The organism is Mycobacterium sp. NGS57, assembly GCF_059812405.1.
This window is the reverse complement of sequence record NZ_JCALCP010000001.1, coordinates 223,976-240,985: the sequence shown is the minus strand read 5'-3', so window position 1 is coordinate 240,985 and position 17,010 is coordinate 223,976. Positions and strand designations below refer to the sequence as shown.

Genomic DNA, 17,010 nt, shown 5'->3' with positions numbered 1-17,010 from the left:
CGGTACCAAGGCCTTTTGCTACCGCCGCGCGTTGCCAAAGCCGCGAGCGCGCGTGTTTGTTCAGCGACACGCCGCTCGGACTGACATTTTGCGGACGCTCGGCGCGCGAACTCAGGCCTCGGTGGCCAGCGGGCTGGTGGCGACCTCGGTGCCGTCGGCCAGCGTGGAGACCTCGAAGTCGGCGAACACGGCTGGCGCGACGTCGACGAGCTGGCGCAGGCACTCGATGGCCAGCCGCCGGATCTCCACGTCGGCGTGCTCGCTGGCCCGCATCGCGACGAGGTGCCGCCACGCCCGGTAGTTGCCGGTCACCACGATGCGGGTCTCGGTCGCGTTGGGCAGCACGGCCCGGGCGGCCTGACGGGCCTGCTTGCGCCGCAGTGCCCCCAGTTTTTCGCCCGGCTGACCCTTCGCGAACTTGTCCTCCAGCTTGGCCAACAGCTCGGCGTAGGTGGCGCGGCTGGCGTCGGCGGCCGCGGCGAGGATTTGCTGCAGTTCAGGATCGTCGTCCATGCCCGGCGGGATGACGACCCGCGAGTCGCCTTCGGGCACATAGCGTTGCGACAGCTGCGAGTAGGAGAAGTGCCGGTGCCGGATCAGCTCGTGGGTGCACGACCGCGAGATGCCGGTGATGTAGAACGACACGCTGGCGTGCTCGAGCACCGAAAAGTGCCCGACGTCGATGATGTGGTTGATGTAGCCGGCGTTGGTCGCCGTCTTGGGGTTGGGCTTCGACCAGCTCTGATAGCAGGCCCGGCCGGCGAACTCGGTCAGCGCGGGGCCGCCGTCCGCGTCGGTCGTCCACGGCACGTCCGGCGGCGCCAGGAACTCCGTCTTGGCGATCAGCTGTACGCGCAGCGGGGCGGTCTCGGCCACGGCGATCACCTTATCTCCGGGAGCCGGGCCTACGGCCGGCGCGGGTGGTCGCCCCGTCCGGTCAGGTGATCGCGCACGACCTTCTCCAGCCGCGCGGACTCGTCGAGCGCGTCGAGCAGTTCTTTCGTGAGCCGCGTGATCTTCTCGCCGGCCGGCTCGTCGTCGTCCTCGACGTCGGGAGCGCCGACGTACCGCCCGGGAACCAGCGCGTAGCCGGCGGCTTTGACCTCCGCCAGCGTCACCGATCTACAGAATCCCGGAACATCCAGGTAGCCAACGCCTTTCGCGACGGCGGACCGCGATCCGCGCCAGGCGTGGTAGGTCTCGGCGATGCGGACGATCTCCTCGTTCGCCAGCGCGCGCTCGGTGCGATCGACCAGGTAACCGAGTTCGCGGGCGTCGATGAACAGGACCTGCCCGGTCCGGTCGACCGTCCCCCGTTCACCCGCGGTCTTGTCTTTGGCGAAGAACCACACGCATACGGGAATCCCGGTGCTGCGGAACAGCTGGGCGGGCAGCGCCACCATGCACGACACCAGGTCCGCCTCGACGATTTGCGCACGAATATCGCCCTCGCCGTTGGAGTTCGACGACATCGAACCGTTCGCCATCACCACGCCGGCTTTGCCGCCCGGCGCCAGCTTGGACAGGATGTGCTGGATCCAGGCGTAGTTCGCGTTGGTGGCGGGCGGAACACCGAAGCGCCATCGGGAGTCGTTCTCGTTGCGTGCCCAGTCCTTGATGTTGAAGGGCGGATTGGCCATCACATAGTCCATCTCGACGTCCGGGTGCTGGTCGCACGCGAAGGTGTCGCCCCACCGCGCGCCGAGGCCCGTGTTGTCGAGACCGTGGATGGCCAGGTTCATCTTCGCCATCCGCCAGGTCTGCTCGACGCTCTCCTGCCCGTAGATCACCACGGGATCACCGTCGTGGGTGTGGATGAACTTTTCGGTCTGCACGAACATGCCGCCCGACCCGCAGCACGGGTCGTACACCCGCCCGCCCGACGGCTCCAGCACCTCGACGATCACGCGCACCACGCCCGGCGGGGTGAAGAACTCGCCTCCGCGCTTTCCTTCCGCGCGGGCGAAATTCCCGAGGAAGTACTCGTAGACCTCCCCCAGCAGATCCCGCGCGCGGCGCTCGCCCTGCCGGCTGAACCGCGCGTTGTCGAGTAGGTCGATCAGCTCGCCGAGCCGGCGCTGGTCGACGGCGGCGTACAGCCGCGGCAGCGTTCCCCCCAGCGTCGGGTTCGCCGTCATCACCGCGTCCATCGCCTCGTCGACGAGCTGACCTATGCGCGCGGGCATTCCTTTGGCGTTGTCCGCCAAGCCCTTCCAGCGCGCGGTCGGCGGCACCACGAAGGAGTCCCGTGTCTCGTCATGCGCATCGGAGACGTACTCGAGGAACACCAGGCCCAGGATCACGTCCTTGTATTGGCCGGCGGACAGCGCACCACGCAGTTTGTCGGCGGCCTTCCAGAGCGTGTCCTTGAGCTCCTTTGTCGCCGACGGGGGCTGCGGCCCTTGCCTTTTCCGCGGCGCCATCAGGGGCACGCCGACCGGATATCGGTGTGGGAGAAATCGCTGCCGCGAAACAGCAGCGGCTCGTCGGTGACATGGGCCAGCGCATAGCTGTACGTGTCCCCGACGTTGAGCCGGGCGGGATGTCCGCTGCCGCGCCCATAGTCTCGATACGCCTGCGCGGCAACGCGTGCCTGCTCGGCATCGAACGCTTCGATCCGGATTCCGTAGTCGGCCAGCAAGCGATCGACCAGGCGGCCGATCTCCGGCTTGTCCCGGCGTTGCAGGACCGCACACAGTTCGACGTAGGTGGGCGCGGACATCCGGGTGTCGCTCGAGCGGGCCAGCACCTGTTTGAGCGTGTCAACGTCCGGCTCGCCCAGCGCAATCGCGACGATCGCCGAGGTATCGACGATCACCGCGCTAACCCGTTGTCGTCGTCGAGCTCGGCGTCGCTCCGCCTAATCGCATGCCTGTCGTCGTCAGTGAGAAATCTGCCGAGCTCGGCCAGGGTCCGTTCCGCGGCCGCATGCCTGGACTCGGCGCGCGTGGTCTCTTCGCGGTCCAGCTCCGACAGGCGCCGCGCGACCGCGTCCTCGATCGCGGCGGTCTGGTTGGTCCCGGTGCGGGCGGCCAGTTCGCGTATGAGCGCTACCGCCCGTGAGCTCTTGATGTTGAGGCTCATGGTAGAAGGATACCTAACCTAGGGTAGATCATCTACACTGCTCGAGATCAGCGCAGGCAACAGCGTTTCGCGAACCGCCTCCAGGCGCGCGGATTCCGCGCGCCGTCCATGGCACAGGCCACCGAGGCCCGTCAGCGCCTCCGCGGATTCGCGGCTCAACCGGCGCGCATCGCGCACCTCGGCGTCGAGCAAGTCGCCCGGTTGGATCCGCTGGTGGCTGCCCGTCACGCCCGCAACCCTGCGTTGCAGCGTCGCCAAGACCTCGGGTTGCCGCAGCGCCGACCAGACCGCCGAGGTGTCGACGCCGTCCATGGGTCGCAGAACGACGAACTCGGTGCTCGCCAAAGCGAGTTCGGTAGGCAGACCGGCGACGTTCCAGATGCGCGGTATGCGCGGATTCAGCTTGGCAAACAACACGCAGGGCCCGGGCAGGACGAATTTGGTGCTCTTGATCGCGCCACCGTCTACGAGTCTCGGTCGGGCGCCGTCGTCGTAGGCGGAGAAGCTGTAATGCGCGACGCGGCCGTCGATCCCGCGCGGGTGGAGCGAACGCGTCGATCGGGCCGCCAGGTTCGACAGGGCGGTCGTTTCGGAGACTTGCCCGGCTATCGCAACCATCAGGGCCTCGGCGGCCGCGACGACGCGGCGGTTGGCCGTGACCTTGTCGTCCAGGGCGCCGAGGATCTCGCCGATGCGCCGGCGGTCCCGCGCGGCGGCGGCGCGGACCGAAACCTCGCGCAGGACACCCTGGTTGAGCAGCGGTTGCCCCGACCCGCCGCGGTACCGGTTGAGCCCGCACGCCTGGAGCGCGTAATACCAATAGCGCGTCTCTTCGGGTTTCTTGGCCCGGCAGACCAACGCGTTGTCGGTCACCCACACGTCGCGGTCGCAATAGCGCAGGCTGCCGCAGTACGAGCCGACGCGGCCGATGACGATCAGCGGGCCACGCGCGTTGTGACGGTCCGCATTGCCGATGGCGCCGTTGGCGCCGTACACCGGGTAGCGTCCGTCGGGCACTCGCTCCGGCGGCGCGCCCCCGGCGCCGAATTCGAGATGGTCTCCCAGCCTGACGCTTTCGGCCATCAGCCGGCCCGCTTGACCGCCGCGCGCAGTTCCCCGGCCAGATCGCCCCTCCCGGTCACGCTGAACCCGCCCAGGCCCAGCCACGACGCCATCGACTCCAGCTCGCCGGCCAGGGCCGCGGCGGCGTGCGCGCGCGGCTTACCGGTCTCGCCGAATGCTCCGAGCACCCGCAGCGAGTTGGCGGTCCGGTCGGCTTTGAGGTCGACCCGCGCGACCAGCTCGCCGTCCAGCAGCAGCGGCCACACGTAGTAGCCGTACTTGCGCTGCGCGGCCGGGGTGTAGATCTCGATGCGGTAGTGGAAACCGAACAGCCGCTCGACGCGGGGCCGGAAGAAGATCAGCGGGTCGAACGGGCACAGCAGCGCGGTGCCGCGGTCGACGCGCGGCACCGTGCGCCCGGCCCGCAGGTACGCCGGCGCAGACCAGCCGTCGACGTCGACGGGTTCGACCTCGCCGGCGGCCACCAGCCCGGCGATCGCGGGCTTGGTCTGGGCGGCGGATAGGCGGAAGTAGTCGCGGATGTCGGCCTCGGTGCCCACGCCCAGCGCGGTCACCGCGCGCAGCGTGAGCTCGCGGACGGCCTCGTCGTCGCCGACCTCACGGGCCAGCACGCTCGCCGGCAGCACCCGCTCCACCAGGTCGTAGTGCCGTGCGAAGCCGACCCGGGTGGCCGTGGTGAGCACCCCGGCGGCGAACAACGCCTCGGCGACCCACTTGGTGTCGCTGCGGGTCCACCAGGTTCCCTTCTTGCGGCGCGGCGCGGCAGCCAGGTGCGCCTCGATCTGACCGGCCGTGCTGGGCCCGAGCTCCGCGACGGCGGCGACGACGTCGTCGGCGAGCCGAGGATTATCCCTGGCGATGTGCGTGCGCCAGCGGCCGTGGCGGTATTGGCGCATCCGCCAGCGCAGCAGCGGCCAGTCCTCGACGGCCATCAGCGCGGCCTCGTGGGCCCAGTATTCGGCCAGCAGCCGCGCCGGGCGCGGCCCCCAGGCCGCGCGGTCGAGCACGTCGCGGTCGTAGGGGCCCAGCCGGCTGAACACCGGCGCGTAGTGGGCGCGGACCGCGACCGACACCGAATCCAGTTGCAGCACTTGGATTCTCGAGATCAGCCGCTTCAGATGCCCGCGATTGACCGGGCCGGCCGGGTGCGGCTCGCTAAACCCTTGGGCCGCAACGGCTATCCGCCGGGCCTGCGCGGCGGACAGCCTCGGGATGGACACGCGCCGAGGATACCGGCGCCATCGGACATCCCCGGCGGCGACGCTTAGCCCGCGCCGACTTTTTGCTCCGCCGGATCCTGCTGTTCCCGGTACGCCGACTCGAGGGCGGCCGGAACGGCGTCCAGGTCGCGGTAGACGCCCATCAACTGCTCCAGGATCCTGATGCGCTGCCGGGTCGCCTCGTCCACCGCTTGCCGGGCCTGCTCGCGGTCGTGATCGGCCTGCTGCCTGGCGTCGGCGAGGAGTTGCTCACGCGCCTGGTCGGCGTCCTCGCGCATGCCGGCCAGCTCGGCCTCGAGCTTGTCCTTGGCCTCCTGGTATTCGGCCTCCATCGCCTTTCGGCGCGCCTCCAGGTCCGCCAGCGTCTTTTCGTGCTTGCGCCGCTCGGCCTCGATCTCGGCCTCGGCCGCCGCGATCAGCGCGTCCGCCTCGGCCCGCGCCTCGGCCTGCATCTCGGAGATCTCGTCGACCGCGCGCCGCAACATCGTCGCCATCCGCTTTTGCATCGCGTGCGGCGTGGGCGAGGTGTCGGTGAGGACGGCGACCTCCTTGCGCAGTGCGGCCGTTTCGTCGCCGGATTCACGCAGCCGGGCCCGCAGGCTCTCGACGTCATCGACCAGCAGCTGCTGCTTGGCGGTCAGCATCTCTATGTGCGCGTCAACCGCGCCCGGGTCGTAGCCCCGGAACATGCGGGTGAACGTCTTCGCGGGTTCGGTTATCACTGCCAATTTTCCCCTCCTGGAAACGCCTGGTAGACCCCGTGCGCCCCCGACCCCGACTTCCGAGTATGTCAGGATCGCGCGGTCGGCCTAAAAGGCGCAGGTGCGCGCGCTCACGCCCGACGGTAGCTGTGAAAGCGGTAGCGCAGCCCGGTGCGGCTGCTCTGCCACTCCCCCGTGACGCCCACCCACCCCTCGTCGAGCACCGGGGCCAGCGCGTCCTCGTCGTCGCGGACCAGGTCGATCTCGACCTCGGTGACCTCGCAGCGGGCGGCCTGCGGCAGCGCGAGCCGGTAGACCTCCGCGCCCCCGATCACCCACGTCTGCGGCTCCGTCAGGGCTTCCTCGAGCGAACCGAGCACCTCGGCGCCGTCGGCCACGAAGCCGGCCCGGCGCGAGAGCACGATGTTTCTGCGCCCGGGCAGCGGCCGAACCTGCGCCGGCAGCGACTCCCAGGTCCGCCGGCCCATCACCACGGCGTGCCCGAGGGTCACCTGCTTGAAGCGGGCCAGGTCTTCGGGCACGCGCCACGGGATGTCGCCGCCGCGGCCGATCACACCGGACGTCGACTGAGCCCACACCAGACCCAGGTCCCTCATACAGCGACGGAAGCTTTGATCGCGGGATGCGGATCGTAGTTCTTCACCACGACGTCATCGTAGGTGTAGTCGAAGATCGAATCCCGCTGGGCCAGATGAAGTTCCGGGTACGGGCGCGGCTCGCGGCCCAGCTGCAGCCGCACCTGCTCGACGTGGTTGTCGTAGATGTGGCAGTCGCCGCCGGTCCAGACGAACTCGCCCACCGACAGCCCGGCCTGGGCGGCCATCATGTGGGTGAGCAGCGCGTAGCTGGCGATGTTGAACGGCACGCCGAGGAACAGGTCGGCGCTGCGCTGGTAGAGCTGGCAGCTCAGCCGCCCGTCGGCCACGTAGAACTGGAAGAACGCGTGACACGGCGGCAGCGCCATCTGCGGGATGTCGCCGACGTTCCACGCCGAGACGATGATGCGCCGCGAGTCCGGGTCGGTGCGCAGCAGCTCCAGCGCGGCGCTGATCTGGTCGACGTGCTCACCGGCCGGGGTCGGCCAGGACCGCCACTGCACGCCGTAGATCGGACCGAGATCGCCTGTGTCGCTTGCCCATTCGTCCCAGATGGTGACGCCGTGCTCGTGTAACCAGGCCACGTTGGAGTCGCCGCGCAAAAACCACAGCAGCTCGTAGACCACCGATTTGAAGTGCACCTTCTTGGTGGTCAGCAGCGGGAAGCCGGCCGAAAGGTCGTAGCGCAGCTGCTGACCGAACAGGCTGCGGGTCCCGGTGCCGGTGCGGTCGGACTTGGCCGCGCCCCGCTCGAGCACCACGCGCAGCAGGTCCTCGTAGGGGGTGGGGACAGGCACGCGGCCAGCTTAGCGGCGATCGCAAGCGCGGCGAAGCCGGGCGCGGCGGGTCGGCGCCGACTGATTTAGCTCTGGGGCCGGGGAGTAGAACGGATGCCATGCCGAAGATCACCGACACCGTCACCACCCCCGACGGCTCCTGCCCCGTCGCATTGTTCACCCCCGATGGACAGGGACCCTGGCCCGGAGTCGTGATGTACTGCGACGCCGGCGGCGTGCGCGACACCTTCGACCAGATGGCCGCGAAGCTGGCCGGTTTCGGTTATGCGGTGCTGCTTCCCGACGTGTACTACCGCAGCGGCAACTGGGCCCCGTTCGACATGGCGACCGTGTTCGGCGATCCGAAGGAGCGCGGTCGGCTGTTCGGCATGATCGGCAGCGTCACGCCGGACAAGATGGCCGCCGACGCCGGGGCCTTCTTCGACTACCTGGCCGCCCGTCCCGAGGTGTCGGGGGACCGCTTCGGCGTGTGCGGCTACTGCATGGGCGGACGCACCTCGCTGGTGGTGGCCGGCCGCGTGCCGGACCGCGTCGCCGCCGCGGCGTCGTTCCACGGCGGCGGGCTGGTGACCGACGGCGCGGACAGCCCGCACCTGCTGGCCGACCGGATGACCGCGACCGTGTACGTGGGCGGCGCCGAGAAGGACGCGTCGTTCACGGCCGACCACGCCGAACAACTCGACAAGGCCCTGACGGCGGCCGGCGTGAACCACACCATCGAGTGGTATTCGGCGGGGCACGGCTTCGCGGTACCGGACAACCCGCCCTACGATGTGGCCGCCGACGAGCGGCACTGGACGGCGATGACGGGGACGTTCTCCTCGGCGCTGGCGCGGTAATCCCCACGAATTGGCAAGCAATTGCCCCGGCGCCCGGAGTGCGCGGCGCCCCAAGTTAGCGATGGTCAATAGCGGCGGTTGCTGGCCACGGCATTCCGCCGCCGACTCGGCGTGCGTGGAGTTAGCGAAGCTCATAAAAGGTGTTTGCTGCGACGGGCTGGCGTATCGCCCGACAATCGGGAAGATGAACGTGCAGCTAATAATGATGGCGGCAATTACCTCGGAAAATAATTGGACGCGTGGCAAATAGCTAATACGGCTAACGAACTATGGACTAACCATCGGCCTTACCATAATATTTGCGGTCAGCGCATTTAGACCGAAGTGCGCTAATCCCCGCATCGGGTGCGTGGGCGACGAAGGGTAGACCGTGATCACGAAGAGTCCCGCAGCCGTTAACGGCCGGCGCGTTGAGCGCCGCAGCCCGAGACCCCCCGACCAGGGGCCCATCGAAGAACTCCAGCGGATGCCCGCGTTGCTCGTCCTGGAACGGCTTCCGGCCCCGGCCCTGGCGGTCGACCGCATAGGGACCATCCTGTTCGCCAACGGCCCGTTCTGCGACATGGTGGGCTATTCGTGCGACGAGCTTCTCACGATGGAATTCGAGAACATCTTTTTCCGCATGCCGGCCGACGACCGCTGGGTCGCGCTGGTCGGCACGGGCGCCAAGCACGTGGTCGAGCTCCGGCACAAATCGGGTCACGCGGTATGGGCCAACATGAGCAAGTCGGCGATGCGCCGCCGCGACGACACCGTCGCGCTGGTCACCTTCCATGACCGCACCGAAGAGCTATGGCTCAACAACGACGCGCCGGATCAGGACGCCGGCACGTTGACCAGCTGGGCCACGCGGGCGCGGTGACGATAGGCGCTGCCCAGCGCCAGCTGATCGGCCTTGGCCCGCTTGAGGTACAGGTGCGCCGGATACTCCCAGGTCATTCCGATCCCGCCGTGTAGTTGCACGCACTCCTCGGCGGCGTGCACCGCGACGCCGCTGCAGTAGGCCTGGGCGATGCTGGAGGCCACTTCGGCATCGTGGGAGCCGCACGCGCGGGTGTCGGCGGCGTGGCGGGCGGCCGCCGTCGCGGACCCGACGTCGAACCACAGGTCCGCCAGCCGGTGTTTGATCGCCTGGTAGGAGCCGATCGCGCGGCCGAACTGCCTGCGCTCCTTGACGTAGCCGAGCGTGGTGTCGAAACACCACTGCGCGAGACCGAGCTGCTCGGACGCCAGCAGCGCCGCACCCGTCTGCAGCGCCGCGTCGATCGGCCCGTCCGCCCCGCCCACCCGCGTCGTCTCCGCCGCCGAGAAACGCACGTCCGCAAGGGGCCTCGTCATGTCCAGGGCCAGCACGGGTGAGGCCTCGACACCGGCCGCGGTGCGCGCGACGGTGTGCAGTTCGGGGCCGTCGGGGCCGGCGACCGGCACCACCAGCACGTCGGCCTCGCCGGCGCCGGCGACGCTGCTGACCGTGCCGCTCACGCCGTCGGGGCCGGCGCTCAGCCCGGCGACCGGGTCCCAGGGGGCCGCCGACAGCGGCACCACCAGCGCCGCGGTGAGCGATCCTTGCGCCAACTCGGGCAGGATTTCGGTGTCGCCGGCCTCCAACAGCGCGACCGTGGCGAGCACCGCGCTGGTCAAGAACGGCACGGGTGCGACGGCGCGGCCGATCTCCTCCATCACGACGGCGGCTTCCCGGGCGCCCGCGCCTGCGCCGCCGTGCGCCTCCGGCACCAGCAGCCCGGCCACCCCCAGCTCGACTGCCAGCGTCCGCCAGAGGTCCGAAAAGTCTTGCGGTGGTTGGTCGTACGCCTTCGCCACCAACTCCGGCGGGCAGCGGTCGGCGAACAGGTGGCGAACGCTGTCGCGCAACGCCTCCTCGGTGTCGGAGTACAGCAGGTCGCCGACGCTCATTGGTCCCCCTTGTTCAGGTCCTTGAAGGCGACATCCTTGTCGACGCGATGTTCGCCGGGCAGGCCGAGGATTCGCTCGGAGATGGTGTTGCGCAGGATCTCCGACGTACCACCCTCGATGGAGTTGCCGCGCGCCCGCAGGTAGCGGTAGCCGGGCTCACGCCCGATCAGGTCGACCGTTTCGGGCCTGCGCATCGTCCAGTCGTCGTAGCGCAGGCCCGCCTCGCCGTGCAGCTCGATCTCGAATCCCGAGATCGCCTGCGCCAGACGGGCGAACGCCACCTTCATGCCGGCGCCCTCCGGGCCGGGCTGGCCGGAGCTGGCCTGCTGCCGCAGCCGTTCACCGGTGAGCCGAAGCACCTCCGCGTCCACCCACAGCCGCATCAGCTCGTCGTGCATGGCGGGATCCCGCAGCGCCGGCTGGTCACGCCAGGCCGCGGTGACCTTGCCGATGTGGCCGGCTTCCCGCGGCGCACCGGAGCGCGAGCCGATCGCGATGCGCTCGTTGTTGAGCGTGGTCGTCGCGACCCGCCAGCCGCCGCCCTCGGGGCCCAGCCGGTTGGCGTCGGGCACCCGGGCATCGGTGAGGAACACCTCGTTGAACTCGGCCTCACCGGTGATCTGGCGCAGCGGCCGGACCTCGACGCCGGGTTGGGTCATGTCGCACAGAAAGTACGTCAGCCCTTGGTGTTTGGGCACCGTCGGGTCGGTGCGGGCGACCAGGATGGCCATCTGCGCGTGCTGGGCCTGGGACGTCCACACCTTCTGGCCGTTGACGATCCAGTCATCACCGTCGCGGACCGCGCGGGTTGCCACCCCGGCCAGGTCCGACCCGGCGCCCGGCTCGCTGAACAGCTGGCAATAGATCTGCTCGCCGGTGAACAACGGGCGCAGGAACTTTCGCTTCTGCTCGTCGGTGCCGAACGCGGCGATCGTCGGCGCCGCCATCCCCATCCCGATGTAGTTCTTGGGCGTCCCGCCGACCGGCGCGCCCGCGCCCGCAAGCTGCGCGTCGACCCGTTCCTGCGCCGTGCGCGGCAAGCCAAGCCCGCCGAACCCTTCCGGCAGGTGCACCCAGGCCAGCCCCGCATCGTATTGCGCGCCAAGGAATTCGCGCGGGTCGCTGGACGCCGGGTCGTGCGCGTCGAGCAGCGCACGCACACGTGTGTCGACGTCGTCGCTGCTCATGAGCCGCCCCGGGATTGGAAGCCCTGCGCGGCGCCGAGCAGCAGGCCGCCGTCGATGACCATCGTCTCGCCGGTGATCCAGCTCGCCGCGTCGGAAACCAGAAAGGCCACCGCCCCCGCCACGTCGACCGGCTCACCGATGCGGCCGAGCGCGATCGACGCGGCCAGGGGATCCTCGTGGTCCTTCCACAGCGCCTCGGCCAGCCGGGTGCGCACCACCCCGGGCGCGATGGCGTTGACGCGCACGCGCGGCGAAAGTTCCAGTGCGAGTTGCTTGGTGACATGGATCAGCGCGGCCTTGGTGGCGTTGTACATGCCCATCGCCGGTGACTGGTGCAGGCCGCCGATCGACGCCGTGTTGACGATCGCCCCGCCGTGCTCGCCCATCCACGACTTCACGACGAGCGAGGTCCACAGCAGCGGGGCCCACAGGTTCACCTCGAAGATTTTGGTGAAGCGGGCGTGGTCCTGGTCGATCAGCGGGCCGTAGGCCGGGTTGGTCCCGGCGTTGTTGACCAGGATGTCGACGCTGCCGAAGCGCTCCAGCGTCAGCTCCACGCAGCGCCGGGCGGCGTCCTCGTCGACGGCGTGCGCGCCGACACCCAGGGCCTTCTCGCCGACTTGGGCAGCGGCCGCCTCCGCCGCCTCCTGCTTGCGGGCGGTCAGCACCACGTCGGCGCCGGCGGTGGCCAATTGCTGGGCGATCGCCAGCCCGATTCCGCGCGAGGCGCCGGTGATGATCGCGGTGCGGCCGGTCAGATCTTGTGACGTCATCAGCGTGGGCCTTCCGTTGAGTGTTCGACACGCATGTTAGCCGGGAGCCTGGTGATCCAGGCTCGGGAGTCCGCGGGGTCGATCACGTCGTCGAGCTCGAACGTGGTGGCCGATCGCAGCGCCTTGCCGTGTTGGTAGGCCGCCGCGACGAGCTTGTCGAACAGCTTCTGGCGCTCGGCTGGATCCTCTTCGGCGGCAAGCTCTTTGCTGAAACCGAGCCGCACGGCGCCCTCCAGGCCCATGCCGCCGATCTCCCCGGTGGGCCACGCCACCGTGAACTGCGGCGCCCGAAACGACCCGCCGGCCATCGCCATCGCGCCCAGCCCATAGCCCTTGCGCAGGATGATCATTCCCAGCGGCACGGTCAACTTCGCGCCGAGGACGAACACCCGGCCGAAACGCCGCACCGCGGCCTCCTTCTCGGCGTCCGGGCCGACCATGAATCCGGGGGTGTCGCACAGCGAGATCACCGGCAGCCGAAACGATTCGCACAGCGCGAGGAAGTCGCCGGCCTTGTCGGCCGCCTCGGCGTCGATCGCGCCGCCGAGGTGGTGCGTGCTGTTGGCGATCAGCCCGTAGGCCACCCCCTCGACACGCACCAGCGCGGTGACGATCCCGACGCCGTAGTCGGGGCGCAGCTCCAGGACGGACCCGGTGTCGACGATCGACTCGATCGCGCGGCGCACATCGTAGGCCCGTAACCGGTTCTCCGGCACCACATGTCGGGACAGCCGCGGATCCGGTGCATCCCAGTGGTCCACGTCGCCCTGAAAGTACGACAGGTACTGGCGGGCCAGCGACACCGCGTGCGCCTCGTCGCGGGCGGCCAGGCTCACCACACCGTTGTGGCGCTGCACGTCGATCGGGCCGATCGCCTCCGGCGGGTAGACGCCCAGCCCGCCGCCCTCGATCATGGCGGGCCCGCCCATCCCGATGTTGGCGTCCGGGGTCGCGATGATCACGTCGCACACCCCGGCCAGCGCCGCGTTGCCGGCGAAGCACCGGCCCGAGACGATCGACACCAGCGGAACCCGCCCCGACAGCCCGGCCAGCATCCGGAAGGTCGGCACGTCCAGGCCGGCGGCGCCGCCGACGTCCGTGTCGCCGGGCCGGCCGCCGCCGCCCTCGGCAAACAGCACCACCGGCAGGCGTTTTCGGCCCGCGAGCTCGAAGACGCGGTCGGTCTTGGCGTGGTTGCGCATGCCCTGCGTCCCGGCCAGCACGGTGTAGTCGTAGGACACGACGACCGCCTCGGCCGCCGCGCGCCCGAAACGATCCGCGCCGATGCTGGCCAGGCCGGCGACCAGTCCGTCTGCGGGCGTGTTGGCGATCAGGTCCTCTTCGGTGCGCCGGCTGCGCTGGGCGGCGACGGCCAGCGCGCCGTATTCGACGAAGCTGCCGGGATCGATCAGATCGGCGATGTTCTCGCGGGCCGTACGCCGGCCGCGCGCGCGCCGCTTGGCGACGGCCGCTGGGCGGCCCTCGTCAAGGGTGAGCAGATGCCGCTGCGCGACCTCGTCGAGGTCGGCGCGCCGCCGGTCGAGATCCATGGCTGCCGAGGGTGATTCGGCATCGGCGCCCGCGCCGGTGCGGACGAACACCAGCAGCGGATCCCCGGTCCCGACGACCTGGCCCGGCGCCACGAGGCTGCGGACCGTCCGCAACGCGTCCGGCGCGGCGAGCACATGCTGCATCTTCATCGCCTCGAGGACCGCCAATTGCCCGCCGGCGACGACCTCGGTGCCATCGGCGGCCACCTCGACCACGGTGCCGGCCAGTTGCGCGCGCAGCGCCTCCTCGCCCGGGTACAGCTCGACCGCGGCCACGCGGGCGTCCTGCCGGTGGGCCAGCGCGGCGGCGGCCAGCTCGGGGAGCTTGTCGTCGAGGAAGTCCGTCGTCACCCACCCGGATTGGATCTGGCTGTCGCCCAGCAACTCTCGCAGGAACACGAGGTTGGTGCCCACGCCCTCGATGGTGAATTCGCCGAGCGCGGTGCGGGCCTTGCGCACCGCCGCGGCCCAGGACGGGCCGCGTGCGTGGGTGATCACCTTGGCCAGCAGCGAGTCGTAGCGCGGGCTGGTCGTCAGCCCCGGCCGGCCGTAGGTGTCGACGCGGACGCCGGGGCCGCTCGGCGGCGAGAACGCCGTCAGCGTGCCCGCCGCCGAGGCCACCGACCCGTCGGCGGCGAATGTCTCCATGTTGACGCGGGCCTGGATCGCGATGCCGCGCCGCGCGGCCGGCTCACCGATGACCTCGGTTCCGTCCGAGGCGATCCCGGCCGGCAGCCGCAGCTGGTAGTACGACGCGCCGCCGGCGATGGCCAGCTGCACGGCCACCAGGTCCAGCCCGGTGATTTCCTCGGTGACCGTGTGCTCGACCTGGATGCGCGGGTTGATCTCGAGGAACACGAACTCGTCGCCGGCGACCAGGAACTCCGCGGTGGCCAGCCCGTGCAGCCCGACGCGAGCGCACAGCCGCGCCGCCGCCCGGTGCAGGGCGCGCCGCAGCGCATCCGAAAGACCCTGCGCCGGTGCGATTTCGATCAGCTTCTGATAGCGGCGCTGGATGCTGCAGTCGCGGTCGCCGAGGGCCAGCGCGTGCGTCTGGTGCCCGGCCGGCGCGCCGACCACCTGGACCTCGATGTGGCGCGCGGCGTCGAGGACCGCCTCGGCGAACAGCGCGGGATCGCCGAAGCCGAGTTGAGCCTCCGCGGCGCATTGCCGGTAGGCGGCGTCGACGTCGTCCGGGGCGCGCACCTTGCGCATGCCCCGGCCACCGCCGCCGGCGAGGGCCTTGATCATCACGGCGCCGTCCCGGCCGGCGAGGAAGGCCTTGACGTCCTCGACACCGCTCGGCCCCTCGGTCGCGGGCAGCACCGGGACCCCGGCGGCCGCCGCGGCCGCGCGGGCCGACGACTTGTTGCCGACCAACTCCAGCACGCCGGCGTCCGGTCCCACGAAGGTGTACCCGGCGGACGCGCAGGCGCGCGCGAATTCGGCGTTCTCCGAGAGGAACCCGTAGCCCGGGTGGATCAGCTCGGCGCCGGACGTCTTGGCCGCCGCCAGCAGCTCGCCGTGGTCGAGGTAGGCACCCGGTCCGGTACCCGGCAGGCCGATCGCCTCGTCGGCGGCGTGCACGTGGGGGCTGTCGGCGTCGTCGTCGGCGTAGACGGCCACCGTGCGGATTCCCAGTTCGGTCGCGGTGCGGACGATTCGGAGTGCGATCTCACCGCGGTTGGCGATCAGCAGGGCGGTGCTCATCGGAGCGGATCGCCCCATCGCACCTGCCCGCGCAGCTCGCCCTTGAGCAGTTTGCCGCCGGCGTTGCGCGGCAACGCGTCTGCCACCACGCTGAGGTATTGGGGCACCTTGTAGTCGGCCAGCTGGCCGCGGCAGTGCTCGAGCACGGCGCGCACGTCGATCTCGCCCTCGCCGGCGACCAGGACGGCGCCGACCTTTTCCCCCATCACGTCGTCGGGCACCGCCAGCACGCAGGCGTCGGCGACGTTGGGCGCCCCCAGCAGCGCGGCCTCGACCTCGACGCTGGAGACGTTCTCGCCGCCCCGGTTGATGATGTCCTTGAGCCGGTCGATGATGTGCACGCGTCCCGCGTCGTCGACGCGGACCACGTCGCCGGTGTGCAGCCAGCCGTCCCGGAACGTCTCCGAGGTGGCATCCGGCCGATTCCAGTAGCCCGCAGTGACATTGGCGCCGCGGGCGACCAGCTCCCCCACCCCGGGCTCGTCGCCGGCGAACGGGACCAGACCCAGGTCCACCGAGGGGACCGCGTAGCCGACCGAGTCGGCGTGCTCGACGGCGTCGCGGTCGGGCAGGGCGGTCATCAGCGACGCGGTCTCGGTCATGCCGTAACCGTTGGACACGGTCGCCTGGCCGAACGCCTCCTGCACCGATCTGACCAACGACGGGGCGATCGGCGCGCCCCCGTAGCCCACCCAGCGGACGCCGGACACGTCGGCGCCGGCAAAGGCCTTGTGCCGCAACATCAGGGCATATATCGCCGGAACGGTCACCATGGTCGAAATACGCTCGGCGGTCAGCGTGGCGATCAATTCGTCGAGGTTGAGTGCGGGCATGATCACCGATGCACCCCCGAGCCGGGTGGCGACCAAAAGCTGTGTGTTGCATCCGGTCACGTGAAACAGGGGCACCGAGATCAGCGTGCGCATCTCCTCGCCGAGGTCCCTCGGCTGCTCGAGGCATCGGATCGCGTTCTCGGTGTTGGTCAGGAACGCCTCGTGGGTGGTGGGCACGCCCTTGGGGTGGCCGGTGGTGCCCGAGGTGTAGAACAGCGCGGCGGTGTCCGCGCGGCCGAGTCGCTCCGTCACGTAGGGCGGTCCGTCGGGCAGCGGCGCGCCCGCGGGCAGGTTGATTCGCGCGCCCGAATCGGACAGCACGAACTCGACCTCCGGCCCCGCCGAGCGCGTATTGACCGCCACCGCAATCCCGCCGGCCATGACGGTGCCCCAAAACGCCAGCACCCAGTCGATGCCCGCGGGGTGGCGCACGGCCACGCGGTCGCCGGGCTTCAGGCCCGCCGCGCGCAGCCCCCCGGCGACCCGCGCCGCGCGGTCCCACAGCTGCCGGTAGGACAACCGGCCGCCACCCAGCTCCACCACGGCCTCGCTGTCGGGGAGCAGGTCGACCTGCTCGGCGAGCATGTCCAGCAGGGTCGCGGGCAGGCCGTCATAGCGCGGGATGCCGTCGGCGCCGCGGGACACCCCGGCCGTCGGGAATGGGTTGTGCTCCCGCGGAATTTCGATCACTGGAGGCATGCC

At 70.3% G+C, this 17,010-nt stretch carries 16 protein-coding genes; 2 read left to right on the top strand and 14 right to left on the bottom strand.

What is annotated here, in order from left to right:
- Window positions 1-111 precede the first annotated feature (111 nt).
- The 9 genes from thyX to AC5Y43_RS01175 form a co-directional block, all read right to left on the bottom strand.
- Window positions 112-876 carry an FAD-dependent thymidylate synthase gene (gene thyX / locus AC5Y43_RS01215; RefSeq protein ID WP_499968470.1) on the bottom strand — a complete coding sequence of 255 codons (765 nt, stop codon included), beginning with the start codon at window positions 874-876 and terminating at the stop codon, window positions 112-114.
- 29 nt (window positions 877-905) lie between these two features.
- Window positions 906-2,423 (bottom strand): class I SAM-dependent DNA methyltransferase, encoded by a 1,518-nt coding sequence (locus AC5Y43_RS01210; protein WP_499969350.1) that lies wholly within the window; start codon window positions 2,421-2,423, stop codon window positions 906-908.
- Complete coding sequence (locus AC5Y43_RS01205; RefSeq protein WP_499968467.1) at window positions 2,423-2,818, bottom strand: type II toxin-antitoxin system VapC family toxin; 396 nt, start codon at window positions 2,816-2,818, stop codon at window positions 2,423-2,425. The genes AC5Y43_RS01210 and AC5Y43_RS01205 overlap by 1 nt, the downstream gene beginning before the upstream one ends.
- Entirely contained in the window at window positions 2,815-3,084 is a 270-nt protein-coding gene (locus AC5Y43_RS01200) for a type II toxin-antitoxin system VapB family antitoxin (RefSeq protein ID WP_499968465.1), read from the bottom strand. The genes AC5Y43_RS01205 and AC5Y43_RS01200 overlap by 4 nt, the downstream gene beginning before the upstream one ends.
- An 18-nt stretch (window positions 3,085-3,102) precedes the next feature.
- A complete protein-coding gene (locus tag AC5Y43_RS01195; protein ID WP_499968463.1) occupies window positions 3,103-4,167 on the bottom strand; it encodes a restriction endonuclease subunit S in 1,065 nt (354 codons plus the stop codon).
- Window positions 4,167-5,387 (bottom strand): winged helix-turn-helix domain-containing protein, encoded by a 1,221-nt coding sequence (locus AC5Y43_RS01190; protein ID WP_499968461.1) that lies wholly within the window; start codon window positions 5,385-5,387, stop codon window positions 4,167-4,169. Before AC5Y43_RS01190 ends, AC5Y43_RS01195 begins: the two co-directional genes overlap by 1 nt.
- Window positions 5,388-5,431: 44 nt before the next feature.
- A complete protein-coding gene (locus tag AC5Y43_RS01185) occupies window positions 5,432-6,109 on the bottom strand; it encodes a cell division protein DivIVA (RefSeq protein ID WP_499969348.1) in 678 nt (225 codons plus the stop codon).
- 110 nt (window positions 6,110-6,219) lie between these two features.
- Complete coding sequence (locus tag AC5Y43_RS01180; protein WP_499968459.1) at window positions 6,220-6,705, bottom strand: dihydrofolate reductase; 486 nt, start codon at window positions 6,703-6,705, stop codon at window positions 6,220-6,222.
- On the bottom strand, window positions 6,702-7,502 hold the full coding sequence (locus AC5Y43_RS01175) for a thymidylate synthase (RefSeq protein WP_499968457.1): 801 nt from the start codon (window positions 7,500-7,502) through the stop codon (window positions 6,702-6,704). Before AC5Y43_RS01175 ends, AC5Y43_RS01180 begins: the two co-directional genes overlap by 4 nt.
- A 98-nt stretch (window positions 7,503-7,600) precedes the next feature.
- Between AC5Y43_RS01175 and AC5Y43_RS01170 the strand changes: the two genes are divergently transcribed.
- Window positions 7,601-8,341, top strand: coding sequence for a dienelactone hydrolase family protein (locus tag AC5Y43_RS01170; protein WP_499968455.1), 741 nt, complete (start codon window positions 7,601-7,603; stop codon window positions 8,339-8,341).
- A 466-nt stretch (window positions 8,342-8,807) separates the two neighbouring features.
- Window positions 8,808-9,203, top strand: coding sequence for a PAS domain S-box protein (locus tag AC5Y43_RS01165; RefSeq protein ID WP_499968452.1), 396 nt, complete (start codon window positions 8,808-8,810; stop codon window positions 9,201-9,203).
- Here AC5Y43_RS01165 and AC5Y43_RS01160 read toward each other — a convergent pair.
- The 5 genes from AC5Y43_RS01160 to AC5Y43_RS01140 are packed head-to-tail and all read right to left on the bottom strand — an operon-like array spanning window position 9,158 to window position 17,007.
- Window positions 9,158-10,255: an acyl-CoA dehydrogenase family protein gene (locus AC5Y43_RS01160; RefSeq protein ID WP_499968450.1), complete on the bottom strand. Its 1,098-nt coding sequence runs from the start codon at window positions 10,253-10,255 to the stop codon at window positions 9,158-9,160. The genes AC5Y43_RS01165 and AC5Y43_RS01160 overlap by 46 nt on opposite strands.
- Entirely contained in the window at window positions 10,252-11,442 is a 1,191-nt protein-coding gene (locus AC5Y43_RS01155) for an acyl-CoA dehydrogenase family protein (protein WP_499968448.1), read from the bottom strand. The genes AC5Y43_RS01160 and AC5Y43_RS01155 overlap by 4 nt, the downstream gene beginning before the upstream one ends.
- A complete protein-coding gene (locus AC5Y43_RS01150) occupies window positions 11,439-12,215 on the bottom strand; it encodes an SDR family oxidoreductase (protein ID WP_499968445.1) in 777 nt (258 codons plus the stop codon). The genes AC5Y43_RS01155 and AC5Y43_RS01150 overlap by 4 nt, the downstream gene beginning before the upstream one ends.
- Window positions 12,215-15,475 (bottom strand): acetyl-CoA carboxylase family protein, encoded by a 3,261-nt coding sequence (locus AC5Y43_RS01145; protein WP_499968443.1) that lies wholly within the window; start codon window positions 15,473-15,475, stop codon window positions 12,215-12,217. The genes AC5Y43_RS01150 and AC5Y43_RS01145 overlap by 1 nt, the downstream gene beginning before the upstream one ends.
- Complete coding sequence (locus AC5Y43_RS01140) at window positions 15,472-17,007, bottom strand: class I adenylate-forming enzyme family protein (protein WP_499968440.1); 1,536 nt, start codon at window positions 17,005-17,007, stop codon at window positions 15,472-15,474. The genes AC5Y43_RS01145 and AC5Y43_RS01140 overlap by 4 nt, the downstream gene beginning before the upstream one ends.
- Window positions 17,008-17,010: the final 3 nt, after the last annotated feature.

Bases quoted from the DNA above. Each gene is read 5' to 3' on its own strand.
- AC5Y43_RS01210 (WP_499969350.1), bottom strand. From the start codon at position 2,423: ATGGCGCCGCGGAAAAGGCAAGGGCCGCAGCCCCCGTCGGCGACAAAG.
- AC5Y43_RS01200 (WP_499968465.1), bottom strand. From the start codon at position 3,084: ATGAGCCTCAACATCAAGAGCTCACGGGCGGTAGCGCTCATACGCGAA.
- AC5Y43_RS01195 (WP_499968463.1), bottom strand. From the start codon at position 4,167: ATGGCCGAAAGCGTCAGGCTGGGAGACCATCTCGAATTCGGCGCCGGG.
- AC5Y43_RS01180 (WP_499968459.1), bottom strand. From the start codon at position 6,705: ATGAGGGACCTGGGTCTGGTGTGGGCTCAGTCGACGTCCGGTGTGATC.
- AC5Y43_RS01170 (WP_499968455.1), top strand. From the start codon at position 7,601: ATGCCGAAGATCACCGACACCGTCACCACCCCCGACGGCTCCTGCCCC.
- AC5Y43_RS01165 (WP_499968452.1), top strand. From the start codon at position 8,808: ATGCCCGCGTTGCTCGTCCTGGAACGGCTTCCGGCCCCGGCCCTGGCG.
- AC5Y43_RS01160 (WP_499968450.1), bottom strand. From the start codon at position 10,255: ATGAGCGTCGGCGACCTGCTGTACTCCGACACCGAGGAGGCGTTGCGC.
- AC5Y43_RS01155 (WP_499968448.1), bottom strand. From the start codon at position 11,442: ATGAGCAGCGACGACGTCGACACACGTGTGCGTGCGCTGCTCGACGCG.
- AC5Y43_RS01150 (WP_499968445.1), bottom strand. From the start codon at position 12,215: ATGACGTCACAAGATCTGACCGGCCGCACCGCGATCATCACCGGCGCC.
- AC5Y43_RS01145 (WP_499968443.1), bottom strand. From the start codon at position 15,475: ATGAGCACCGCCCTGCTGATCGCCAACCGCGGTGAGATCGCACTCCGA.
- AC5Y43_RS01140 (WP_499968440.1), bottom strand. From the start codon at position 17,007: ATGCCTCCAGTGATCGAAATTCCGCGGGAGCACAACCCATTCCCGACG.